This is a genomic window from Affinundibacterium nitidum (assembly GCF_014284155.1).
GTDB classification, from domain to species: Bacteria; Pseudomonadota; Gammaproteobacteria; order Burkholderiales; family Burkholderiaceae_D; genus Undibacterium; species Undibacterium nitidum.
The window spans coordinates 228,292-251,304 of sequence record NZ_JACOFZ010000004.1 but is presented as its reverse complement, the minus strand read 5'-3'; the positions used below and the strand labels follow the sequence as shown (position 1 = coordinate 251,304).

Genomic DNA, 23,013 nt, shown 5'->3' with positions numbered 1-23,013 from the left:
AGCCTAAGTCTTCTGAAACATAAACAGATCAACAGCTACTGAACGTCAATGCATATTGACTTAACTTCAAAAGCCTTTGTTTGACCCGCGACGTTTAGCATTGCGAATCACACAAGTTTATAATTACTTCGATTATACTTGTCAGACACTAGTTCAATACACATCTGTCATTAACAATTCCACTTTGCGGAGCACAAGTTATCATGTTGAATCCTCAAAAAGCCTTCGCTTACTCCCTTGCATTGACAGGATTGCTGGCTTTGACCAGCTGCGGCGGCGGTGGTGGTAGTACACCCGCCTCAATTAATTCTTGCAATAACAACAGTGCACTTTGTAGCGTTGTGAATGGTGGGAGCACAAATAACGGCAGCATTGGCAATCCTGATCAACTGGCAAATGTGTGTACACCGACAGGTGAAAAGGCTTGGGTTCGCGCCCATTTAAACGATGTCTATCTCTGGTACAGAGAAATTGTCGAGGTCCCAGCAACGAGCTACAGCAGTCCACAGGCATACTTCGATGCCCTACTGGTCAAATCTAAAGACCGCTTCAGCTTTACCGGTAGCACAGAAGAAATCAATAACTATTTTGATTCTGGGGCAGAAATCGGCTTTGGCTACGAATTGGTCAATCAAAATGGCAGCTTGCGTGTCACCTATGTTCAGCCCAATTCACCAGCTGCAACACAAAACCTACAACGTGGAACCCGAATCATCGGTATTAACGGTGCTGCAATTGAGACACTCTCACGGGATACACAAATCGCGGCATTGTATCCAGACAAAGCTGGCGTGAAGACCATACTACAAGTCAAAGATAACGGGGCAATGAGCACGCGCTCGGTTGAACTTGTCTCGACTTCTATTACGAGTTACCCCGTACTGCAAAATTCAATCATCACGACAAGCTCGAACCGCAAATTAGGTTACCTTGTATTCACAGACCATATTGCAACCGCAGAAGCTCCTTTAATCAATACGATGCAAGAATTCAAGCAAAGCGGTATCGATGATTTAGTCATTGATTTGCGCTACAACGGAGGCGGCTACTTATACATTGCGAATGAAGTTGCTTCCATGATCGCAGGTAGCAAGGTCCAGGGGCGCGTATTTGAACAACTACAGTTCAACGACAAGCACCCCGAAAAGACTTCACAAAGCCGCGACCTTTACACGAACAAAGCCCGAAATGGCCAGGCTTTACCGCAATTAAATTTGAGTCGCGTTTTCGTATTGACTTCGTCGCGTACCTGCTCAGCAAGTGAGTCCATTATTAACGGACTATCGCCGTTTGTGCAGGTCATTACCATTGGCGGCACAACCTGCGGGAAACCGTATGGTTTTATCCAAGCTGACAACTGTGGCACGGCCTATTTCGCCATCGAGTTCTCAGGTGTGAACGATCAAGGCAACGGAGGATATGTCAATGGTTTCGCGCCGACCTGTGCAAGTAGTGACGACTTGGAAAATCCACTCGGTAGCAGCAATGAACGATTATTGGCCAATGCCATCAATTATTCGCAAACAGGTACATGCAGCACCAGTGGACTTGCGTCACCGCCAATCGAACGCAGTTCCGTATTGAGCAATGCGATCGAGACACGTGAGCGTGCTTGGCGAAATATTCGTCTACTGAAACATTAAGAATCAAAAGTCTGGTCATCGCTTGATGGCGAGCGCCATTTTCCGTCTTAGAATAAACAGATTGACTTCATTTTTTCGTTTTTTTGAACAAAATGATGTAAGAATCCGGCATGCATACCGACAAATGCCAAATGCATTACACTTACGGCTCACTTCACCATTTCTCATTTTCATGAAAAAACATTTCTTTGTTGCACTTGCCATTGGCATCTCTGCCCTTCTGGCTCAAACACCTGCCCACTCTGCACAAAGTAAGGCTGTGACCCAATCAAACCAAATCAAGTTGATTGGCACTGACAGCAATGGAGCGAATTTCGATCTCAAGACTTATGCTGGAAAGACTGTTCTAGTTAGTTTCTATGGCGCTGCTTGCACAGTGTGCGAACGCGACTTGAAATTGATGCGCGAATTTTATCGCGACAACGCAGCCAAAAAATTTGTTCTGGTTGGTGTCAATATCGATAAAACAAAAAGCGACTTTGAGACCTATGCCAAAATCGTTGCCTTGAGCACCCCAAAAAATCAACAATTTCCTTTGTTATGGAAAGGCAACCTCAATAGCTTAGACGGATTTGGTAATGTCTCGACAGGACCAGTTCACTTCGTCATCAATAGTAAAGGTGAGTTGATTTTGCGCCGCGACGGCACCTTCAAGGGCGAAGACTGGGACAACTTATGGGAATCGTTGGCGCAATAAATAAAGTCCATATTACGGCTCGAGTTCAAATCGAAAGTCGCCAATAAAAAAAGCAGACCTACATGGTCTGCTTTTTTGTGATCATCATCGTGCAGAGTTACACAACAATCGTTTGATGTTCGTTACCTTCACGTGCACGAATCGCACCGATTTTATATACAGTTTCGCCAGCCGCTGACAATTGTGTCATCGCTGCCTCTGCTTGATCTGCCGCTACAATCACCACCATACCAATACCGCAGTTGAACACACGATGCATTTCAGCATCGGCTACACCGCCATGCTGTTGCAACCACTTAAACAAAGGTGGTAATTCCCAGCTCGTACTATCAAGCACTGCTGTCAATTTATCGCCCAATACACGCGGCACATTTTCGACCAATCCACCACCTGTGATATGCGCCATACCTTTAACTTCCATGCTAGCCATCAAAGCCAACAATGGTTTGACATAGATACGAGTTGGCGCGATCAAAGCATCCGCCAAGCTACGACCATGAAAATCTGCGTTCAAATCTGGGTTCGCAACCTCGATGATCTTACGCACCAAAGAAAAACCGTTGGAATGGATGCCGGAAGAAGCTAAACCAAGAATGACATCGCCTGGAACGATTTTGCTGCCGTCGATAATTTTAGACTTTTCTACTGCGCCAACTGCAAACCCAGCTAAATCGTATTCGCCCTCAGGATACATAGAAGGCATTTCAGCAGTTTCGCCACCGATCAAAGCGCAACCTGCTTGTTCGCAACCAAATGCAATACCCTTGATGACGTCAGTTGCAGTAGCGACGTCGAGTTTACCGCAGGCGAAATAGTCGAGGAAAAACAATGGTTCAGCGCCTTGCACCAAAATATCGTTGACGCTCATCGCCACCAAATCAACGCCGACTGTATCGTGACGGTTCAAGTGGAAGGCCAATTTCAACTTAGTACCAACGCCATCAGTACCAGAAACCAACACTGGTTCTTTATATTTCTTGCTGACTTCGAACATTGCGCCAAAACCACCGATGCCAGCCATGACACCTTCGCGCATCGTGCGTTTAGCAAAGGGTTTAATCGCATCGACGAGGGCGTCACCGGCGACCATATCGACACCAGCGTCGGCATAAGAAAGAGAAACAGGAGTATTTGTGCTCATAGGATATTCGTCAGTAGGGGCTTGAGGCGGTAAAATAGCGGAATTGCCAAATTTCCTTGGCTTTCTGTTTCAAGGATTTCCTTGCGTGACTCCAACAATGGTTGGAAACAAGGCAGAATATGAAACGAAAAGACCGAAAAGCGCTATTTTAACAAATCGACCTGAGTTTTACCTAGTTTTTAGGCAAATCAGGCGGAATACCGAGAAGCAAACTATGTCATTTAAGCTAACTGCAAACCAAAAACAGAGCATTCTGTGGCTTGGCGTCGCCACTGGTTTTGTGCTTTTACTATCGCTTCTAGGCCCAATTTTGATGCCATTTGTTGTGGCTGCAACGCTTGCGTACATACTCAACCCTTTCGTCGACCGGCTCAGTAAACTAAAGTTTCGCAAGCGTTGCATGCCCCGTTCGCTAGCGGTTGTAGTGATTCTGTTGCTCTTGATCGCTTTGGTGTTTGCGTTCTTTTTGATCATGGTGCCGATCTTCCAGAAAGAAATTCCGCAGCTGCAAAATCAAATTCCACTTTTCTTAGAACGATTCAATGCCATGATCACCCCTATCCTGAGTGATTTGGGCATCAATAACAAAATCGATGCGGAGGGGTTTAAGTCTCTGGTGTCTGAACACTTAGCGTCGAGTGGCGATGTAATCGGCAAAGCAGTTCTCTCCTCCATTCGTGTAGGCGGTACAGCGGTTTTAGGGATCATCGCAAACCTGATGTTGATTCCTATTGTTCTGTATTACCTCTTGATCGATTGGCATGCGTTAGTAAATCGCCTCAAAAATTTCATTCCTCGACGTTGGTTGGAAAAGACCATGTCTTGGGGTAGTGAAGTGGACAGCCTGCTCGCGCAGTACCTGCATGGTCAATTATTGGTAATGCTGGTGCTGGCAATTTATTATTCGGTCGCTTTGTGGATCGCACGCTTTGACTTGGCCATCCCAGTTGGCGTTTTAACTGGGTTGTTAGTTTTCATCCCTTACTTAGGTTTTGGTTTTGGACTTTTCTTGGCATTAGTTACCGCAGTTCTGCAATTTAATGATTTACACGGCCTCATCGCAGTCGCCATCGTTTATGGCTTTGGACAAGTCATCGAAGGTTTCTATTTGACGCCAAAATTAGTCGGCGAACGCATTGGACTGCACCCATTAGCGGTCATCTTTGCATTGATGGCCTTTGGCCAATTATTCGGATTTATCGGAATTCTGGTGGCTTTACCAGCGTCCGCCATTGTCTCAGTCGCGATGAAGCATTTGCGTGCTTCCTACCTCAGCAGTAGCTTTTATCGCCAAACATAAATGTAATTGAAGTAATGATGAGACAACTCTTGTTAGATCTCGACGCCGAACTACCGCCGTCATTAGATACCTTTGTCGTAGGACAAAATGCCGAATTGGCGCAAATTCTTTGTTTGTTTTCCGAAAAGACCGCTAGTCAATATGGTGAACGTTCCGTGTATTTTTGGGGTGAGACTGGTGCCGGCAAAACCCACCTACTACACGCACTAGCGCAACACCCCCACGCCCGATACATCAGCGCCGATGCCCCGGAAGAGCAATTCTTTTATAGCGAGGGCACCGAGCTGTATTTGTTAGATGATTGCGAACAGCTCTCGCCTGCTGCACAAATTGATGCATTCGCTCTCTTTAACGAAGCGAAAGCCAATGGTGCCTTCTTCGTAGCAGCGGGAAAACAACCGCCCATGCTGTTGAATCTACGTGAAGATTTACGAACTCGCCTCGGCTGGGGCTTGGTTTATCAAGTTTTGGGTTTAAGTGACGAAGACAAACTCGACGCCTTGGAACGCGCGGCAGAAGCCAAAGGTATTGGTCTCGCACAAGGCGTTTTGCCCTATTTAATTACGCACTATAGACGCGACATGCAGTCTCTCAGCCAAATGCTCACAGACTTAGACCACTTCTCATTAGAAACCAAGCGCCCCATCACGCTTCCGCTATTACGCGAGCTTTTACATCGAAATCATCTAGATCATCATGAAAATGCTAGCAATATCGACCGATAATGCTGTTTTGATGCGCATTTGATGCTTTTTTGATGCCCAATTGCACTACAATCAATACTTTGCGTTCATCTCCATTGGTTCTAATTTCGAATTTTGCTCGATATTCCACGTAAAACATGCCTAATCTCGCCCTCTTTGATCTAGACCATACGCTTATCCCCATTGATTCAGACTATGAATGGGGACAATTTTTGGTACGTATTGGCGCTGTCGATGCGGACGAATTTAGCCGCCGGAATGCGGAATTTTTTGCCCAATATCAAGCAGGCACTTTAGATCCAGTTGAATATCTCGAATTTGCCTTAGGTACACTCGCCGCGTTTAATCCCCAACAACTAGCGCAATGGCATCAACTGTTCATGCGTGAAGTGATCGAACCGGCGCTGCTCCCCGCAGCTTACGATTTGCTCAAAAGACATCAGGCAGATAATGACTTAATAGCCATCATCACTGCCACCAATCGCTTTGTCACGACACCGATTGCTGCTGCGCTGGGGGTCCCTCATTTACTCGCGGCAGAACCCGAGATTGATGCAAGTGGCCAACTTACTGGAAAATTAATCGGGGTGCCAAGTTCTGGTGCGGGTAAAATTACGCACTTACAGCATTGGTTGGAAAAGCAAGGCAAACACTTGGATCAGTTTGAGAAGACCTACTTTTATAGTGACTCGCAAAACGACATCCCATTACTATCGTTGGTGAGCCACCCAATAGCAACCAATCCGAATGCTTTATTACAAGCCCACGCCGATCAACACGGATGGCAGACATTACATCTATTTAAGAGCAATGATTAAGAAATTTATTCGCAAGATTCTCGGAGTAAAAGAGAACACAGAGAACGGCAAAAGCGACGAGAGTGGCAAGAGTAAAGCCAAGAACAAGCCTAAAGTACTCGGCGCGAAAGAGCACGGCATCGATCCCAAATTAGTTTCAAATAATGCGATTCGTGTTACACAAACGCTGCAGGAAAATGGCTTCAAAGCATTCATCGTCGGTGGTGCAGTTCGCGATTTATTGCTCGGTGTAAAACCAAAAGACTTCGACGTTGCCACCAATGCTACACCCGAGCAAGTAAAACGCTTGTTCCGCCGTGCCTTCATCATCGGTCGTCGTTTTCAAATTGTGCATGTGATGTTTGGTCAAGACTTAATCGAGGTCACAACCTTCCGTGGTGCGGCGAAAAACGATGCACCAACAGATGAGCACGGCCGAGTCTTGCGCGATAACACCTTTGGCGAACAGCACGAAGATGCAGTACGACGCGACTTCACCATCAATGCCATGTATTACGATCCATCGAGCGAAACAGTGTTGGATTATCACGGTGGCATCGCTGACATTCGCAAGAAAACCCTGCGTATCATCGGTGTCCCAGAACTCCGTTATCGTGAAGATCCAGTGCGCATGCTACGTGTAGTACGCTTCGCTGCCAAACTACAATTTTCTATTGATGCAGAAACCCGCAAGCCGATTCCGGTAATGGCTCCACTCATCGACAACGTGCCGAACGCACGTGTGTTCGATGAGATGCTTAAATTACTGATGAGTGGTCACGCCATGGCGTGCTTGCAGCAGCTACGCAAAGAAGGTTTGCATCACGGCTTGATGCCTTTGCTCGATGTGGTGTTAGAACAGCCGATGGGTGAACGCTTTGTGACGCTAGCCCTCGCTAATACTGACGAACGTGTTAGACAAGGTAAAACAGTCTCCCCTGGTTTCTTGTTTGCCTCTCTACTATGGCATCAAGTATTGGAAAAATGGGAAGCTTACAAAGCAGCGGGTGAACTTAGCATTCCTGCTTTACACCTTGCAGCTGATGACGTGCTCAATACACAAACAGATGCACTCGCGCTTCAAAGAAAAATCGGAAGCGATATGCGTGACATCTGGGCGATGCAGCCACGTTTTGAAAAACGTATAGGTAAATCTCCCTACAAGATGCTGGAAAATTCCCGCTTGCGCGCTGGCTATGATTTCCTGCTACTGCGTTGTGCATCAGGCGAAATCGATAATGAAATCGGTGAATGGTGGACGGCCTTTATTCAAGGTGATGAAGCAGAACGTGTTCGCCTGTTGAGCATCAAACCAAAGGCTAAAGTGGGCGAGGTCCCCGCTGCGAAAAAACGTCGTCCACGTCGTAGTAATAATCGCCGCCCAAAAACGGCAGCTAGCGAATAAAAACGATGGCGACCATTGCCTACATTGGGATCGGTGCCAACCTTGGCGATGCGCGCGCCACAGTTGAATATGCCATCGATAAACTCAATCAGTTTCCCACCACGAGCATGCAAAAAGCGTCGTCGCTGTTCGTGACTGCGCCAATTGATTCCAGCGGGGATGACTACATTAATGCTGTTGCTCGCATCAGTACCTCGCTCGATGCAGAGACTCTGCTCAATCATTTACAAGAACTCGAATTAGTATGTGGGCGCGAACGCCCTTACCGCAACGCACCACGAACTTTGGACCTCGATTTGCTTCTTTTTGGTGAGCAGCGGATCGCCACAGAACGCCTCACAGTGCCTCATCCTCGCATGCATGAACGGGCCTTTGTGTTAATTCCCCTACTTCAGCTTGATCCCTTCATTAGCATTCCTAGCAAAGGTGCCGCGCACCAGTTCGCCCCGTTGGTTGCGAATCAAGGAATTCGCAAGCTTATCGCTAGTCCAATTTAAGTCGATACCGAAACGCTATGCAGATCCCTATCATCGTACAAACGACCGGGCTCTTAGTTTTATCAAATGTCTTCATGACTTTTGCTTGGTATGGGCACCTCAAGAATCTGCAATCGAAAGCCTGGTATGTCGCCGCTTTTGTCAGTTGGGGTATTGCGCTTTTCGAGTATTTACTCCAAGTGCCCGCGAATCGGATCGGGTACACTGCCTACAGTCTGGCGCAACTAAAAATCTTACAAGAAGTATTAACGCTGTTAGTATTTGTACCGTTTTCCATGATCTACATGAACCAACCATTCAAGCTTGATTATGTTTGGGCCGGCTTATGTCTGATTGGCGCCGTTTATTTTATTTTTCGAAGCTAAGCGTCCTACCTATAGTTGGTCTAACGTTTAGTATCACACCGGAGATTAGCCGTGGCTGAATATCTACAAGATCGTAAAGCGATTACCCTCACCACCCTTAATAACATGCGTCAAAATGGCGAGAAAATTGCCATGCTGACTTGCTACGATGCGAGTTTCGCATCGATGATGGATCGTTGTGGCGTCGACATTCTGTTGATAGGCGACTCCTTGGGGATGGTATGCCAAGGCCATGAATCCACCTTACCGGTAAGTAATGCTGATGTTGCCTACCATACAGCCTGTGTACATCGCGGCAATGACAAATCATTTCTGATTGCTGACATGCCTTTTGGAACATACCCAACGCCGGAACAAGCTTTTACCAATGCGGTGCAACTGATACAAGCGGGTGCGCAAATGGTAAAAGTCGAAGGTGGTGCGTGGATTGCTCCGATCATTCAGTTTCTAACTGAACGAGCGATCCCAGTCTGCGCGCACCTTGGGTTAACGCCTCAATCAGTCCATCAACTTGGTGGCTATAAAGTGCAAGGAAAGACGACTGAAGCTGCAGACATTTTGAAAGCGGATGCATTAAAACTACAAGCTGCGGGTGCGGCTTTGCTCGTACTCGAAGCCATCCCTGCTCCACTGGCAGAAGAAGTGACCGGCATGCTACATATCCCCACGATCGGCATCGGCGCGGGGCCAAAATGTTCCGGTCAAGTGTTGGTCATGCATGACCTTCTTGGCGTTTTCCCTGGACGAAAAGCTCGTTTTGTGAAAAACTTCATGGAAGGACACAGTAACATCGATGATGCCATTAAAGCCTACGTGGCGGCGGTCAAAGATCAAAGTTTTCCAGCACCGGAACACTGTTTCTAAAATAAAAAAATAAACGCCTCCCAAGAAAATTCCAGGAAACGGTGCTGATATGGTCGAATACTCCTTCGTGTGGGCGACCGCTTTCCTGATTCACCAACGAGATATTTCAATCTGATAGGGATTTGATGATGAGGCTTGTTTTTTTACTGTGTATTTCTAGTTTGATTTTTATTCAAACGCCACTCTCTTACGCACAAGGTCTAGAACCCGTTGTTTCCAGCGAGGCGCAGATGGCAGCAGATCTCGCGGCCAAAGGCGAGTTTGCAAAAGCAGCAAAGATCTACACTAAGCTATCAAATCAGGGGGATATCAACGCCACCTACAATCTAGGCTTACTGTATTACAAAGGACAAGGCGTTAAACAAGACTACGAGCTTGCTTTCTCCTATATCAATCGTGCCGCGTTTCGCAAAATTAGTAGTGCCCGCCTGCAATTGGCTGGAATGCATTTACAAGGCCTTGGTACCAAACGAAACGTGGATGAGGCAGTCAAACTTTATATCGAAGTAGCCGAACAAAACAACGCTGCAGCGCAGATGATTCTCGCAGATCTCTATGCCAGCGGCAAAGAGCTACCAGCGAATAAAGGACTAGCTTTCAAGTGGTATCGCCGTGCGGCTGATCTGAATAATAAAGACGCGCAATATCAGGTCGCGAAAGCCTTTGATAACGGCAATATCGTGGCGCCCGACATGAAACAAGCAATCTATTGGTATGAAAAAGCAGCGAGCCAAGGCCAGCCAGAGGCACAATATAAACTCGGCGTTGCTTACCTAATTGGCCGAGGTGTCACACAAGACGCTACGCAAGCTGCCGCTTGGTTCAAGTCTGCCACAGAGAACGGCCATCTAGCGGCGCGCTTTGAATTAAGCAAGCTGGCCTATACCGGCACAGGCGTCAATCAGGACTTTTCTCCTGCATTTAATGAAAATGATTTAGAGGCCAAAAAAGGGGACCCTATTGCTCAATTTAATTTGGCTTTAATGTTCCAAAAAGGCCAAGGAACAAAGATCAATCTGCAACAAGCACAATATTGGTACGAGCAAAGTGCTGAGAAACAAAACATACCTGCCCAATACAACCTTGCATTGCTATTGCTTAATGACGATTATCAGCAAAGAAATCCAAGTATGGGAATGGAGTGGCTGGAAAAAGCCGCACGTGCAGGAAATGCGTCTGCGCAGTTTAACTTAGGAGCGCAATACATTAATGCCGATTACGTTAAGCGTGACTTCCTCAAAGCTTATCTATGGTTTAGTGTGGCTGAAAAAAATGGAAAACCTGAGAGCCGCAACCCTCTCGAAATGTGCCGCAAGAAATTAACGCCGTCGGAAATTGCAGAACTCGACGCGCAAGTGCCCGCGATCATGGCAGCCTTCCAACCTTAAGCCTACGCGAAACGATTGACGAAAAATTAAAGCGGAAACAGGAAGCTATGCTTTTAATGAACGATGAAAGATTAACCGTTGCTTTGGCACAAATCGCCCCCATTTGGCTCGATCGCCAAGGCACCACGAAGAAAATCTGCGCATATGTCGCTGACGCAGCAAAGCAAGGCGCGGAATTCATTTGTTTTGGCGAAACTATCTTGCCTGGTTATCCATTCTGGTTAGACTTAACTCAGGGATCTCGCTTCAATGACGACGTTCAAAAAGATTTACATGCTTACTATGTTGCTCAAGGAGTCGACATTGAAGCAGGAGATCTTGATTCCATTTGTGAAGCCGCCAAGCAACATCAAATCGCTATTATGCTTGGCTGCCTTGAGCGCCCGTCTGATCGTACAGGGTATAGCGTGTACTGTTCATGCGTGTATATCAATGCCCAAGGTGAAATTGGATCGGTCCACCGCAAACTGATGCCAACCTATGAAGAACGCTTAACTTGGGCCCCGGGTGACGGCCATGGTTTACGTACTCACGGCCTGAAGAATTTTAGGGTCGGTGGTCTCAATTGTTGGGAAAATTGGATGCCACTATCAAGGGCTGCGCTCTATGCCCAAGGTGAGGACGTGCATGTGGGGATTTGGCCAGGAAATCTACGCAACACAGAAGACCTCACTCGATTCATCGCCAAAGAAGGACGTAGTTTCAGCATTGCGGTTTCTGGTCTCATGCGACGTCAAGACTTTCCATCTGACTTCCCACACATCGACAAGATCCTTGAACGTTGCCCAGATATCTTAGCCAACGGAGGTTCCTGCATTGCCAACCCCGACGGCACTTGGCTTATTGAGCCTGTCATTGATCAAGAGTGTCTATTGCTGGCGACTTTGGACAAAAATGAAGTGCGTCGCGAGCGACAAAACTTCGATGTCGCTGGACACTACTCCCGCCCTGATATCACACGCCTTGTTGTCAACCGCGAACGACAAACTTTGGTGCGATTCGAAGGCGAATGAGCACCAACTTTCGCTCCCCCTTTAACTCATTTTTTGCTATTGAGATGACTTAACAACCCGGGCAGCTTCGTTCTCGGAAGCTGCAGCCGTATGCAGTCTTTGTTTCAAAGTATCTAAAGCTGCCTCCAAGACGACATCTCGTTTTGCAATCAAATCAGCACGCGAAATCATCAATAAACGATCTGGAAGTACGCCATTACCTTCAATTCGTTTGCCTGCAATAGGGACGAAGTCCATTTCACTATAAGCCAGTGCGCCTCCGCCGGGAATATTGGCATAGCCCATATAGCCTAATAGACATCCACAACTAGTGCTTCCAAAAACTTGTGCACGACCTATTGCTTGCAAACTGCCAGATAGAAATTCACTCGCACTCGCACTGTCACTATCAACCAAGACGATAAGTGGCTTTAGGTAAGGCTGACTGACACCCTTTAACTCCAACTTCAAGCTGCCCGCAGAAATGAGACCGAACATAAACGTCGGCGGCTTCCCTGTACGCGTTTTACGTTCGCCGATCGCCACCTTACCACTGACGACATGATCCATCATGTTCAACGCCATACCTAAGGAGCCACCACCATTACCCCGAAGATCGACGATGAGCGCCTGAGTTTCTTTAAGCTTCTCAAAGTGTTGAGCTATTTGACCATTCAACTTTTGATCAAAAGCCGTCAGTTTGATATACCCAATATTACCGTCTTGAATCTCACTAGTAATGCTATCCTTACGCGGCAAAATACCACGTGTCAGTTCTAATTCACGCAAACCTCCATCGGCTGCGGCGATCTTCAGTCTAACTTGGCTTGTTTCTCGTTCGGGATCACCACCGTTGAGTAATCTACGTACAGACTTCTCGCGCGCCCGCTCAGTCGAATTCTTGCGCGCTTTTTGACGTTCTTGTTGCCACCACTGCTGAGCATCGACACCATCAATTTCCACAATTTTGTCACCAACAAGAATCTTCGCTTGATCAGCCGCAGAATCCTTTGCGATGCCAAATACCAAAATCCCCTCGTTCGTATCGCCAATGTTGAGCCCTAGACTCAAAATTTGACGCTCTTTATCGTTGGCATATTGTTTTGCGGAGAGTACTCGGGTATGAGCGTCACCCAGTTCCGCAACCATTTCATCGAGATTACGCCAAAACAAAGCATCGTTTGGCGCTCCCATAATTTTCGGATAATGTATTTCCCCGACATGTTTCCAATCCACCCCATTAAACTGCGGATCAACATAGGCTTCATTAACACGGTTCCAAACAAAGTTGTAGGCGTCTTGTTTGATCTCTGGCGACAAGGGGCGACCGTCAGCCGGCGCAGAATTTCCAAACTGCCTAGTGATCACATGTTGAGGATCAATCGCAGCACAGCCAAATAAACCACTACATAAAACCAGTAGCAATACACTACGGTGAAAATTTAAAAATTGAGCTAGCACATTCCATCTTTCAGAAAGGATTCGTCATCGAACAGCCAATTGGCTAACAACTGCTTACCATGGCAAGCGTTCTCCATTATATGCAACAAACAAACCAGAATCATCCGCTTTTAAGCTATCCAATACATTTAAGATTTCTTGTGCTGCAAGAACAGCTGGGCGCCCTATAGGAGCACCTGTACTTTTTTTCGAGAACGGCTGAGAAAGTTTTGAATCAACCGTACCGGGATGAACCGCCGCCAACACCGCCTGTGGGTGGGTTCTTTTTATTTCGATGGCTGCGGTTTTGATTAACATGTTCAAGGCTGCCTTCGAAGCGCGGTAACTATACCAACCGCCGAGTCGATTATCACCAATGCTACCGACTTTCGCCGACAGAAAAGCAAATAGACTTCGCTCTTTATCGAGCATTGGCACAAAATAACGCAATACAAATGCAGGTCCAAAAGTGTTCACCAAGAAGGTCTGGTGCATCTGTTGTAGATTCAGATCTGATAGTTTCTTCTCTGGCATAAATTCCGGCGTGTGCAAGATCCCACTTGCAACGATAATCAGTTGAAAAGGTCCCATGGCGCGCAACTGTTCAGCACATTGCGCCACCGACTGCTCATCGCCCACATCGATTGCGGGTATAGAATTTCGATGCAAGCAGACGACCTGCTCACATGCAGGATCGATCCGCAATTGTTCCGCAATCGCGTTCCCAATTCCTCCAGAAGCGCCGATCACACACGCCTTATATCCTTGAACTAAACTCTGCATCATTTTCTCTTTTCATATTTTGACCGAAGATGTCTTCATCTATTGCCAGCCTTGCTTCCAAATGGTGCTGTCGTGCAATTGGCGCCACGGAATAATGCGCTTGACCTTGCTATACACAGCCTCGATTTCAACCTCGACGATAGGCAAATCTTCATGTTCTGGTTCAATCACCTTACTCACCAAAAAGTGTTTTTGTTTGTTCTCGACAGAAACCGCTGTCCATTTTGAGAGTAATAATTTTTTAGGATTCAAACGCGAGTTCATCTTGTGCTCCTATATTTTGTGTAAATGCAGTTGAATATAGCGGGCACGTTCTTTCAATGCGATCAGATCATCGTCCTTCATTTGCCTCAATTGTTTATAGACAATGCCAAGCCGAGGATTTCTACCCAACAAGTTCTCATGACGATGATGAAAATCCCAATATAAGGCATTGAACGGGCAAGCATCTTCCCCTAGTCTTAACTTTTTATTGTAGTGACAGCCTTTGCAGTAATCACTCATACGATCGATGTATGCCGCACTTGACACATAAGGCTTGGTTGCCAAGTGGCCGCCATCGGCGTACTGACTCATTCCTATCGTATTGGGCAATTCGACCCATTCGAAGGCGTCAATGTAAATCCCCAAATACCACTGGTGCACTGCCTTAGGGTCTAGACCGACGAGCAGCGAAAAATTACCAATCACCATTAATCGCTGGATATGGTGGGCGTGTGCGTGCTGCAAAGATTGCGAAATCGCGGTCGCCATACAGCGCATTTTGGTTTCACCATTCCAAAACCATTCAGGCAAAGCCTGCTGATGGGCGAAATAGTTTGCATCCTCGTAGTGCGGCATACGATGCCAATATACGCCACGCACATATTCACGCCAGCCGATGATTTGGCGAATAAATCCTTCAACCGATGCTAACGGAAGTTGTTGCTCCTGGTAGGCATCAAGCACGGCATTTACTACTTCACGCGGTGATAGCATTTTTACGTTTAAGGCGAATGACAGCATAGAGTGGAACAAGCGCCATGCTTTGCTACTCATTGCGTCCTGAAATTCACCAAAATTCGGTAATGCATACTGAATAAAATGCTGCAACTGTTGTAAAGCATCATTCCGATTCAAAGGCCAACGAAATTGTTCCGCTTGTGGCTCGCCGAAACTCTTGACTCCAGCAGCCACAACACTATCCCATAGGGTCGAATGATCATAACGAGGTCTATTATCCGCCGGCTCCCATGGCAAACCAGGCCACGATTTCCGATTATCGTGATCGAAATTCCAAGCGCCACCGATGGGCTGCTTTTTCTCATCGACGAGTATGTGATGCTGGACGCGCATCGAACGATAAAAAGCTTCCATCAACCATTGTTTTCTTTGGCTGAAAAAGGATGCCACCTCCGCTCGAGAAGTATAGAAATGTTCGGTGTCGACCATCACTCCTGGCAGTTGAGGATCTGATGCCAACTGCGACAGTTGTTGATCAAGCCGCCATTCATCTGGTGCTTGATACGCAAATTTTTCTGCGCCGTACATTTGCGCCAACATTTGCATATTCAAGGGAATGCCATGCTGATTTTGCAAGTCATCGATTTTCAAATAATGCACTCGATGTCCCGCCTCTTGCAGCTCTTGCGCAAAAGCACGCATTGCAGCGAAGATCGCGATAATCTTTTGCGCATGATGCAGAACGTAATCGGTCTCCTGGCGCACTTCCATCAAGACATAGACAATCTTCTCGTCGAATCCCGCAAACCAGCTATGTTGTCGATTCAATTGATCGCCCAAAATCAAACGCAACTGATCTGCTTTTTTTATGGTGTCCATAAACTGCACCCTAGAATTTAGTTTGAAGCCAAACAAGAAACGCCACCACGCTGGCAACGCTCGGAGCAATACTTCACTTGCTCCCAATTGAGCTTCCATTTTTTACGCCAAGAAAAAGACAGTCCGCATCTCGTGCAAATCTTAGTCGGCAACTCCGACTTCTTTCGCATCTTCATCTGGCTTAAGCGACGAGACTGATACCTTCAGCTTGGGCAACCCGCAGCAACGCCTGCTCCAAGGAAGCTCGTGCATGTGCGGCGGTGTAATGCAAATCTCGGTGCAATTCAGCATCGTCGGCATTCCGGTTCTCACATTGAGCACTGTATTGCTCGAAGCTAGTTAACATTTGCAGTAAATCAACCAAATGTCGTGGGCATTCGCAATGTATTGAAGTTGCCGAACGGGCGATCAAGGCCAATGCATCGTCATCAATTGCTCTAGCTGGTGCCGACTTATTGCTCATAAATTGACGGCTGCGTGCCTGAGTCATGACGCGCTTTTGCTTGGTTTGCAAATGGATTTGTGCACGTGCCAGGGCAACGCGACACAAAGGCTCGATCTCACCAATCTCACCTGGGATTCTAGCCACTTGGTTGCCTGCCAAACGTAGACGTCGAATAGCATCACTTGATGCGAAACGGTACAGCACTAGAACCGCGCGAGCACCGCACACTTGTTGTGCATCTCGTATTAATTGCAATTGCTCTTCGGGTTCCGCGATCTCACCTATTTCGACCACTAAAACATCGACTACGACATCCTTGAGTTGAACGGTGGCTTGATGTAGGTTTGTCGCTGTCTGCACTAAACTCAGCATGCTATGCTCGTCGCGTTGATTGATGAGCGCATGACGTAAATGTGCACCGACCAGGGCAATTCGCAGCATTTTTTGTTCCATTGCCCCGGCGTAGCTCGCTTGCGGACCTGTACCAGCAGCCGCATGCTGCATGTTCAGCAATTCATCTAGACTTAATTTAGCCACCGCACCTATCGCATTTCCGGCATCGACCAATTGCTTAATCAAGCCGAGTCGACGAACATCCTCAAATGAGTATTGCCGCTGTCCCTGGTCACTACGAACCGGATTTGTCACGCCGTAGCGTCGCTCCCAAACCCTGAGTGTTTCGACCGGCACGCCAGACAAACGAGCAGCCGCCCCACTGCGATAACGCGTGTTTTGTGTTGAATTACTGCTTGCTTCTGATAGTTGACGTTGAGACATTTGATACCTCGCTTCAGTTGATTTTACGACTCAAATTCAAATTGAACTTCATTTGAACCATTTACGAACCGAAATTTACCACAGTTTTTATTTCTTTGCCGGTTCAAAGCCATTACAATCAAAAACAGCTCAATACTTGCCAAATCAATCAATGAATACTGCAAAACCACCAACAAATCGCTGCACCGTGTATTACGACGGTGCGTGCCCATTGTGCTCAAAAGAAATTGCGGTCTACCGTAACTGGAAAGGTGGAGAACAAATGAACTGGGTTGATGCGAGTCGCTGTGACCCCGAGCAACTAGGAGGCAATTTAACTCGTGAGCAGGCCTTGGCGCGCTTACATTGTCGGGATGAAGCAGGAAACTTAATTGATGGTGCCGAGGCGTTTGTAGAGATATGGTCGCGCTTGCGCTGGCTTTCCTATCTCACCCCACTACTTTCGAGCAAATTAGTTTTAAGGGTATTGGAGCGCTGCTATCGAGGTTTTTTAAGCGTCCGACGACGCATTCATTCGCGCAAGATAAGCGCTAATTCCTAGACGAAAAAAAGCGGGCTCGCAAGCGCATAAATGGCGTCTCGATACACCAAAATTGGAAGTAGGCAGCCAATATACTGATGACGAACATGAGGGTAATCGAGAGCACGCCGGTGACACCTAATCCACTCGATTTAAAAACTGGAATCAGCGCATTCATCAGCGGTTTATGCACCAAGTAAAGCGCATAAGACCAAATCGCGAGTGCTGCGGCCCCAGGAATCTGAATACGCGCCAACAAAGAATTTGCACTCAAGGCCGCCAACGTTAAGTAACCGAACCCACACGCCAATATGGTGTAACCAAAAGTCGTCGTAAAACCAGAGAATCCAAACTCAGGATCGTAATTAAAACTCTGAAACAAAATGAAAGCAACGCCTGTCAGGACCAAACCAACCATCAAATTACGTCCGCCTTTTGCGGCCCAATCTTGCCAAACTAAGCGGTGATAATTTTTCACTAGTGCCAGCGCCACACCAGGCAAAAGTTCGTCGAAACGACACCAGCTAGAATAGTAAATATAAGTCCGGTAAAGGCCGCCATCCACACCTACCTTGTCTAACATCAGAAAACGCATACAAGCGCAAATCATCATCGTTCCGGCAATGACAATCCACATGCCACGCGCAGACTTCAAACGCGACAGTACTAGCAAAGAAATTAAAGGTAATAAGACGTAGAACTGTTCTTCGATACATAAAGACCATGCATGCGAAAACGAGGAGCCCGATTTCAAATCGAAATTCTGGGTAAAAGTGAGAAACTTCCATAACGGCGTTAATGGATTACCGCCCGCCGCGACCGGAAATAAAAAATAAATCGCTAGAATAAAATAATAATTGGGAAGCGTGCGCAAAGCACGTCGTGCGTAAAAACGCGTAAGAGAAAATCCCTCGGTTGTGCGCATCTCAGAAAAAATTTGGTTTCCAATGAGATAGCCACTCAGCACAAAAAACAAATCCACTCCCGCCCAACCAATCTCACTCAACAGCCCAAAGCTCGGCTCATTACTCACAAATACCATGTAGTGATACATCATCACCAATAGAATGGCAGCAGCACGGAGGGTATCGAGACCATGAATACGTTGAATTTCTACATTTGTTTTTGTTAGCATTTGTGTTTAAAGCAGTTGATTCGAGCTGCTCGATTTATTATTGATTGATGATTCGACAGTCTACAGTTGAGTAACAGTTTTGGAATGCGATTTCATGACATCCACAATCTGGTCCAAATAGAATGGAAAAAAATAGCGAAGGTCGCCCTTCGCTATTTTTTTGAACTATTGAGATGCGAGAACTCAAGGGTTCGATATCTACCCAAATTTACAGGCTAGCATAGCGCGCCAATGAACGCTCTAGATGTGGCGCCAACATATCCGCTGAGTTGATCGTCATCCCAAGCTCACTGAGAAGGCCATCTTGAATTCCATAAACCCAACCGTGAACCGCAACTTCTTGACCACGTTCCCATGCATCTTGAATGATGGTGGTTTGGCATACATTCACAACTTGTTCGATGACATTGAGTTCGCACAAACGATCTAGACGCTCTTTGGGTGGCAAGACTTCGCCGAGGTACTTCTCGTGTTTCTGATGAACGTCCTGCACATGACGTAACCAGTTGTCGGCCAAACCAATTCGACGACCAGTTAGCGCTGCTTGCACGCCGGAACAGCCATAGTGACCACACACGATAATATGCTTCACTTTCAACACATCAATTGCAAACTGTAGGACCGACAAACAATTCAAGTCCGAGTGAACCACCACGTTTGCAATATTACGATGTACGAATAACTCTCCGGGCAGCAAACCCAACAATTCGTTTGCGGATACACGACTATCCGCACAGCCTATCCACAAATACTCTGGACTTTGTTGAGCTGCTAGTTTCTTGAAAAAGTCGGCATCGCGACTAACAATACTTCCAGCCCACTTACGATTATTCTCAAACAGTTGTTCGGGGGTGACACTATTTCTTAACATTTCACTCATGTTGCGCCTTTACCAATTCATTCCCGCCATTTTACCTTTTCTAGAGCTTTTCACCTAATTTCAGGTCAAGCGACAGCCATAAAAAAACGCGGATCTGACTGCGATCCGCGCTTCTTATATCGAAAAAAAAGCAAGATTATTCGAAGAATTTCTTCACTTTATCCATCCAGGTTTTGCTCTGAGGGCTATGCTTAGAGCCACCTTCCACAGTCAATTGTTCGAAATTGCGTAAGAGGTCTTTCTGTTTATCGGTCAATTTGACTGGGGTTTCGATCACTACGTGGCAGAACAAATCGCCGGCATAGCCAGAACGCACGCCCTTCACGCCTTTGCTACGCAAACGGAAGGTCTTACCTGATTGAGTACCTTCTGGAATCGTAAACGATGCTTTACCGCTTAAAGTCGGCACTTCAATATCGCCGCCCAGCGCTGCTTTCACAAAGGAGATAGGAATCTCACAATGCAAATCGTCGCCATCACGTTGGAAAACCTGATGAGGTTTGATATGGATTTCCACATACAAGTCACCCGGCGGCCCACCATTAATGCCTGGCTCGCCATTACCAGAAGAACGAATGCGCATGCCATTATCGATACCAGCAGGGATCTTCACTTCCAAAGTCTTGTTTCGCTTGATTCGACCAGTGCCACTACATGGATTACATGGGTCAGTAATCATCTTGCCAGTGCCATGACATTTCGGGCAAGTCTGTTGAATACTGAACAAACCTTGTTGCATACGAACTTGGCCATGCCCACCGCAAGTCGTACATGTGACTGGTGAGGTACCAGGTTTCGCACCAGAACCATGACAAGTTTCGCATTCATCGTAACTTGGGACGCGTATCGTCGTATCGAAACCATTGGCCGCTTGTTCCAGCGTGATTTCGAGGTTGTAACGTAAGTCAGCGCCACGATACACCTGTGGGCCTGAGCTACGACGACCACCACCGAAGATATCACCGAAAATATCGCCAAAGGCATCAGCAAAACCAGCGCCATGGCCGCCACCGCCGCCCCCCATATTAGGATCGACACCCGCATGTCCATAACGATCGTAGGCTTCGCGTTTTTGTGGGTCGGAAAGCATCTCGTAGGCTTCTTTGCCTTCTTTGAATTTTTCTTCCGCAGTCTTGCTATCCGGATTGCGGTCCGGATGATATTTCATCGCTAGTTTGCGATAAGCTTTTTTGATTTCATCTTCTGAGGCGTTTTTTGCAACCCCCAGAATTTCGTAAAAATCACGCTTCGCCATCTCGATTACACCTTGTTTTTATTAAAGTTAGTTGTGATACGCAATTCAATTCAAAAAGCACTTACCGCAAAGGCGCAGAGCACGTAGAGTAAGCCTTTGAGCTGTTCCCAACGTCCTCTGCGCCTCTGCGGCTACTTTTTACAATTCAATTACTTGGCGTCTTTCACTTCTTTGAAATCGGCATCGACGACGTCATCATCTTGTGGTTTAGCATCTGCACCAGGTGCTGCGCCGGCTGCGCCACCCGCTGCAGCTTGCTGTGCTTGCATTTCTGCGTACACTTTTTCACCCAATTTTTGTGACGCTGTAGACAAGTTGCCGATCTTCGTATCGATCTCAGCTTTATCGCCTGCTTTCAACACATCTTCCAATTCTTTGATTGCAGTTTCGATTTTCTCTTTTTCGCCAGCATCTAACTTATCGCCGTGCTCAGCCAAAGCTTTTTTGGTTGAGTGAACCAATGCGTCGCCTTGATTGCGAGACTCAGCCAATTCTTTGACTTTTTTGTCTTCTTCCGCATTCAATTCAGCGTCTTTCACCATTTTTTGAATTTCTTCTTCAGTCAAACCAGAGTTTGCCTTGATGGTGATCTTGTTCTCTTTACCCGTTGCTTTATCCTTAGCACCGACATGCAAAATACCGTTGGCATCGATATCGAATGTCACTTCAATTTGTGGAGTGCCACGCGATGCTGGTGGAATACCTTCCAAATTGAATTCACCCAAGCCCTTGTTACGCGCTGCGATTTCGCGTTCACCTTGGAACACTTTAATCGTTACCGCTGGCTGGTTGTCATCCGCAGTCGAAAACACTTGGCTGAACTTAGTTGGGATAGTCGTGTTCTTTTGAATCATCTTTGTCATCACGCCGCCCAAAGTCTCGATACCCAAGGACAATGGCGTTACGTCCAACAACAAGACGTCTTTACGATCACCAGACAACACAGAACCTTGAATCGCAGCACCAACGGCAACCGCTTCATCAGGGTTCACGTCTTTACGTGGTTCTTTGCCGAAGAATTCTTTGACCAATTCTTGAACTTTAGGCATACGTGTCATACCACCGACCAAGATCACGTCATCGATGTCAGAGGTTTTCACACCCGCATCTTTGATCGCCAAACGACATGGTTCCATCGTTTTTTGGATCAATTCTTCAACCAACGCTTCCAACTTGGCACGTGTAATTTTCAAGTTCAAATGCGTTGGTGCGCCATTTGCCATGGCAATGTATGGCTCATTGATTTCTGTTTGCTGTGAGCTAGACAATTCGATCTTCGCACGTTCTGCAGACGCTTTGATACGTTGCAAAGCGATAGGATCTTTGGACAAATCCAAACCATTGATTTTCTTGAATTCATCGATGATGTAGTCAATCACGCGTTGATCGAAGTCTTCACCACCCAAGAAGGTATCGCCGTTCGTCGACAATACTTCAAATTGCATTTCACCATCAACGTCAGCGATCTCAATGATAGAAACGTCGAACGTACCACCACCCAAGTCATACACCGCAATCTTACGATCGCCTTTTTCTTTTTTGTCGAGACCGAAAGCCAATGCCGCAGCTGTTGGTTCGTTAATGATACGTTTTACGTCCAAGCCAGCGATACGGCCGGCATCTTTAGTTGCTTGACGTTGCGCATCATTAAAGTAAGCTGGAACAGTGATAACTGCTTCAGTCACTTCTTCACCGAGGTAGTCCTCAGCCGTCTTTTTCATCTTACGCAAAACTTCTGCAGAGATTTGTGGTGGCGCCAATTTCTTGTCACGCACGGAAACCCATGCATCACCGTTATCTGCTTTAGAAATACTGTATGGCATCAAGCCGATGTCTTTTTGTACTTCTTTTTCATCAAACTTACGGCCGATCAAACGTTTTACCGCATATAAAGTATTTTTTGGATTTGTGACAGCCTGACGCTTGGCCGATGCACCGACCAGAATTTCACCATCTTCTTGGTAAGCGATGATCGAAGGCGTCGTACGCGCGCCTTCCGCGTTTTCGATTACTTTTGGTTGGCCGCCTTCCATTACAGCGACGCAAGAATTGGTTGTACCCAAATCAATACCGATCATTTTTCCCATGATATTTTCCCTATCCTAAAAATTTTATTTTTAAACTTGGTGGTAGCGTTTCTAAGAAGCGCTCCCGTCTGATTCTG

23 protein-coding genes are annotated in these 23,013 nt (G+C 46.7%); 12 read left to right on the top strand and 11 right to left on the bottom strand.

Annotated elements, in window-relative coordinates; all coding sequences use genetic code 11:
- Positions 1-203: 203 nt before the first annotated feature.
- Together H8K36_RS12755 and H8K36_RS12750 are read left to right on the top strand one after the other, a co-directional pair.
- Entirely contained in the window at positions 204-1,643 is a 1,440-nt protein-coding gene (locus H8K36_RS12755; RefSeq protein WP_186916859.1) for a S41 family peptidase, read from the top strand.
- Positions 1,644-1,815: 172 nt separating this feature from the next.
- The gene (locus H8K36_RS12750) at positions 1,816-2,340 is read left to right on the top strand and encodes a TlpA family protein disulfide reductase (protein WP_186916858.1); all 525 of its coding nucleotides are present in this window, start codon (positions 1,816-1,818) and stop codon (positions 2,338-2,340) included.
- Positions 2,341-2,437: 97 nt separating this feature from the next.
- Here the strand turns inward: H8K36_RS12750 and purM are convergent, their stop codons facing one another.
- Positions 2,438-3,481 (bottom strand): phosphoribosylformylglycinamidine cyclo-ligase, encoded by a 1,044-nt coding sequence (gene purM / locus H8K36_RS12745; RefSeq protein WP_186916857.1) that lies wholly within the window; start codon positions 3,479-3,481, stop codon positions 2,438-2,440.
- Between the two features lie 214 nt (positions 3,482-3,695).
- Here purM and H8K36_RS12740 point away from each other — a divergent pair, with 214 nt between their 5' ends.
- The 9 genes from H8K36_RS12740 to H8K36_RS12700 all read left to right on the top strand — a co-directional run bounded on the left by H8K36_RS12740 (position 3,696) and on the right by H8K36_RS12700 (position 11,814).
- Entirely contained in the window at positions 3,696-4,781 is a 1,086-nt protein-coding gene (locus H8K36_RS12740) for an AI-2E family transporter (RefSeq protein ID WP_186916856.1), read from the top strand.
- Positions 4,782-4,798: 17 nt separating this feature from the next.
- Positions 4,799-5,506, top strand: a complete 708-nt coding sequence (gene hda, locus H8K36_RS12735) for a DnaA regulatory inactivator Hda (RefSeq protein ID WP_186916940.1) — start codon at positions 4,799-4,801, stop codon at positions 5,504-5,506.
- A 116-nt stretch (positions 5,507-5,622) separates the two neighbouring features.
- On the top strand, positions 5,623-6,303 hold the full coding sequence (locus H8K36_RS12730) for a histidinol-phosphatase (protein WP_186916855.1): 681 nt from the start codon (positions 5,623-5,625) through the stop codon (positions 6,301-6,303).
- Positions 6,296-7,687, top strand: a complete 1,392-nt coding sequence (gene pcnB / locus H8K36_RS12725; RefSeq protein WP_186916854.1) for a polynucleotide adenylyltransferase PcnB — start codon at positions 6,296-6,298, stop codon at positions 7,685-7,687. Before H8K36_RS12730 ends, pcnB begins: the two co-directional genes overlap by 8 nt.
- A gap of 5 nt (positions 7,688-7,692) precedes the next feature.
- Complete coding sequence (folK, locus tag H8K36_RS12720) at positions 7,693-8,184, top strand: 2-amino-4-hydroxy-6-hydroxymethyldihydropteridine diphosphokinase (protein ID WP_186916853.1); 492 nt, start codon at positions 7,693-7,695, stop codon at positions 8,182-8,184.
- Positions 8,185-8,201: 17 nt separating this feature from the next.
- Positions 8,202-8,549 (top strand): DMT family protein, encoded by a 348-nt coding sequence (locus H8K36_RS12715; RefSeq protein WP_186916852.1) that lies wholly within the window; start codon positions 8,202-8,204, stop codon positions 8,547-8,549.
- Between the two features lie 51 nt (positions 8,550-8,600).
- Complete coding sequence (gene panB, locus H8K36_RS12710; RefSeq protein ID WP_186916851.1) at positions 8,601-9,413, top strand: 3-methyl-2-oxobutanoate hydroxymethyltransferase; 813 nt, start codon at positions 8,601-8,603, stop codon at positions 9,411-9,413.
- Between the two features lie 230 nt (positions 9,414-9,643).
- A complete protein-coding gene (locus H8K36_RS12705) occupies positions 9,644-10,801 on the top strand; it encodes an SEL1-like repeat protein (RefSeq protein ID WP_186920450.1) in 1,158 nt (385 codons plus the stop codon).
- A gap of 56 nt (positions 10,802-10,857) precedes the next feature.
- Positions 10,858-11,814 carry a carbon-nitrogen hydrolase family protein gene (locus tag H8K36_RS12700; protein ID WP_186916849.1) on the top strand — a complete coding sequence of 319 codons (957 nt, stop codon included), beginning with the start codon at positions 10,858-10,860 and terminating at the stop codon, positions 11,812-11,814.
- 36 nt (positions 11,815-11,850) lie between these two features.
- On the opposite strand, the gene H8K36_RS12695 is transcribed toward H8K36_RS12700, so the two are convergent.
- From H8K36_RS12695 to H8K36_RS12670, 6 genes are read right to left on the bottom strand one after another with little or no spacing between them, the layout of a single operon-like run.
- Positions 11,851-13,254 (bottom strand): S41 family peptidase, encoded by a 1,404-nt coding sequence (locus H8K36_RS12695; RefSeq protein WP_186916848.1) that lies wholly within the window; start codon positions 13,252-13,254, stop codon positions 11,851-11,853.
- A 54-nt stretch (positions 13,255-13,308) separates the two neighbouring features.
- Entirely contained in the window at positions 13,309-14,019 is a 711-nt protein-coding gene (locus H8K36_RS12690; protein ID WP_186916847.1) for an SDR family NAD(P)-dependent oxidoreductase, read from the bottom strand.
- 36 nt (positions 14,020-14,055) lie between these two features.
- Entirely contained in the window at positions 14,056-14,280 is a 225-nt protein-coding gene (locus H8K36_RS12685; protein WP_186916846.1) for a TIGR02450 family Trp-rich protein, read from the bottom strand.
- Between the two features lie 9 nt (positions 14,281-14,289).
- Positions 14,290-15,837, bottom strand: a complete 1,548-nt coding sequence (locus tag H8K36_RS12680; protein ID WP_186916845.1) for a cryptochrome/photolyase family protein — start codon at positions 15,835-15,837, stop codon at positions 14,290-14,292.
- A 17-nt stretch (positions 15,838-15,854) separates the two neighbouring features.
- On the bottom strand, positions 15,855-16,007 hold the full coding sequence (locus H8K36_RS12675; RefSeq protein ID WP_329604226.1) for a DUF2256 domain-containing protein: 153 nt from the start codon (positions 16,005-16,007) through the stop codon (positions 15,855-15,857).
- 11 nt (positions 16,008-16,018) lie between these two features.
- Positions 16,019-17,059 carry a MerR family transcriptional regulator gene (locus H8K36_RS12670; RefSeq protein ID WP_186916843.1) on the bottom strand — a complete coding sequence of 347 codons (1,041 nt, stop codon included), beginning with the start codon at positions 17,057-17,059 and terminating at the stop codon, positions 16,019-16,021.
- A gap of 52 nt (positions 17,060-17,111) precedes the next feature.
- Here H8K36_RS12670 and H8K36_RS12665 point away from each other — a divergent pair, with 52 nt between their 5' ends.
- The gene (locus tag H8K36_RS12665; RefSeq protein ID WP_186916842.1) at positions 17,112-17,600 is read left to right on the top strand and encodes a thiol-disulfide oxidoreductase DCC family protein; all 489 of its coding nucleotides are present in this window, start codon (positions 17,112-17,114) and stop codon (positions 17,598-17,600) included.
- On the opposite strand, the gene H8K36_RS12660 is transcribed toward H8K36_RS12665, so the two are convergent.
- The 4 genes from H8K36_RS12660 to dnaK all read right to left on the bottom strand — a co-directional run bounded on the left by H8K36_RS12660 (position 17,590) and on the right by dnaK (position 22,936).
- Positions 17,590-18,714 (bottom strand): acyltransferase family protein, encoded by a 1,125-nt coding sequence (locus H8K36_RS12660; protein ID WP_186916841.1) that lies wholly within the window; start codon positions 18,712-18,714, stop codon positions 17,590-17,592. The two genes, H8K36_RS12665 and H8K36_RS12660, sit on opposite strands and share 11 nt — an antisense overlap.
- A gap of 208 nt (positions 18,715-18,922) precedes the next feature.
- On the bottom strand, positions 18,923-19,594 hold the full coding sequence (gene can / locus H8K36_RS12655; RefSeq protein ID WP_186916840.1) for a carbonate dehydratase: 672 nt from the start codon (positions 19,592-19,594) through the stop codon (positions 18,923-18,925).
- A gap of 136 nt (positions 19,595-19,730) precedes the next feature.
- A complete protein-coding gene (dnaJ, locus tag H8K36_RS12650) occupies positions 19,731-20,849 on the bottom strand; it encodes a molecular chaperone DnaJ (RefSeq protein ID WP_186916839.1) in 1,119 nt (372 codons plus the stop codon).
- Positions 20,850-20,998: 149 nt separating this feature from the next.
- Positions 20,999-22,936, bottom strand: coding sequence for a molecular chaperone DnaK (gene dnaK / locus H8K36_RS12645; RefSeq protein WP_186916838.1), 1,938 nt, complete (start codon positions 22,934-22,936; stop codon positions 20,999-21,001).
- Positions 22,937-23,013: the final 77 nt, after the last annotated feature.

Coding starts and splice junctions, on each gene's coding strand:
- dnaK (WP_186916838.1), bottom strand. CDS start 22,936: ATGGGAAAAATGATCGGTATTGATTTGGGTACAACCAATTCTTGCGTC.
- H8K36_RS12755 (WP_186916859.1), top strand. CDS start 204: ATGTTGAATCCTCAAAAAGCCTTCGCTTACTCCCTTGCATTGACAGGA.
- H8K36_RS12730 (WP_186916855.1), top strand. CDS start 5,623: ATGCCTAATCTCGCCCTCTTTGATCTAGACCATACGCTTATCCCCATT.
- H8K36_RS12715 (WP_186916852.1), top strand. CDS start 8,202: ATGCAGATCCCTATCATCGTACAAACGACCGGGCTCTTAGTTTTATCA.
- dnaJ (WP_186916839.1), bottom strand. CDS start 20,849: ATGGCGAAGCGTGATTTTTACGAAATTCTGGGGGTTGCAAAAAACGCC.
- H8K36_RS12740 (WP_186916856.1), top strand. CDS start 3,696: ATGTCATTTAAGCTAACTGCAAACCAAAAACAGAGCATTCTGTGGCTT.
- H8K36_RS12700 (WP_186916849.1), top strand. CDS start 10,858: ATGAACGATGAAAGATTAACCGTTGCTTTGGCACAAATCGCCCCCATT.
- purM (WP_186916857.1), bottom strand. CDS start 3,481: ATGAGCACAAATACTCCTGTTTCTCTTTCTTATGCCGACGCTGGTGTC.
- H8K36_RS12675 (WP_329604226.1), bottom strand. CDS start 16,007: ATGCGAAAGAAGTCGGAGTTGCCGACTAAGATTTGCACGAGATGCGGA.
- H8K36_RS12685 (WP_186916846.1), bottom strand. CDS start 14,280: ATGAACTCGCGTTTGAATCCTAAAAAATTATTACTCTCAAAATGGACA.
- H8K36_RS12705 (WP_186920450.1), top strand. CDS start 9,644: ATGGCAGCAGATCTCGCGGCCAAAGGCGAGTTTGCAAAAGCAGCAAAG.
- pcnB (WP_186916854.1), top strand. CDS start 6,296: ATGATTAAGAAATTTATTCGCAAGATTCTCGGAGTAAAAGAGAACACA.
- hda (WP_186916940.1), top strand. CDS start 4,799: ATGAGACAACTCTTGTTAGATCTCGACGCCGAACTACCGCCGTCATTA.
- H8K36_RS12680 (WP_186916845.1), bottom strand. CDS start 15,837: ATGGACACCATAAAAAAAGCAGATCAGTTGCGTTTGATTTTGGGCGAT.
- H8K36_RS12690 (WP_186916847.1), bottom strand. CDS start 14,019: ATGATGCAGAGTTTAGTTCAAGGATATAAGGCGTGTGTGATCGGCGCT.
- can (WP_186916840.1), bottom strand. CDS start 19,594: ATGAGTGAAATGTTAAGAAATAGTGTCACCCCCGAACAACTGTTTGAG.
- H8K36_RS12660 (WP_186916841.1), bottom strand. CDS start 18,714: ATGCTAACAAAAACAAATGTAGAAATTCAACGTATTCATGGTCTCGAT.
- H8K36_RS12750 (WP_186916858.1), top strand. CDS start 1,816: ATGAAAAAACATTTCTTTGTTGCACTTGCCATTGGCATCTCTGCCCTT.
- H8K36_RS12670 (WP_186916843.1), bottom strand. CDS start 17,059: ATGTCTCAACGTCAACTATCAGAAGCAAGCAGTAATTCAACACAAAAC.
- folK (WP_186916853.1), top strand. CDS start 7,693: ATGGCGACCATTGCCTACATTGGGATCGGTGCCAACCTTGGCGATGCG.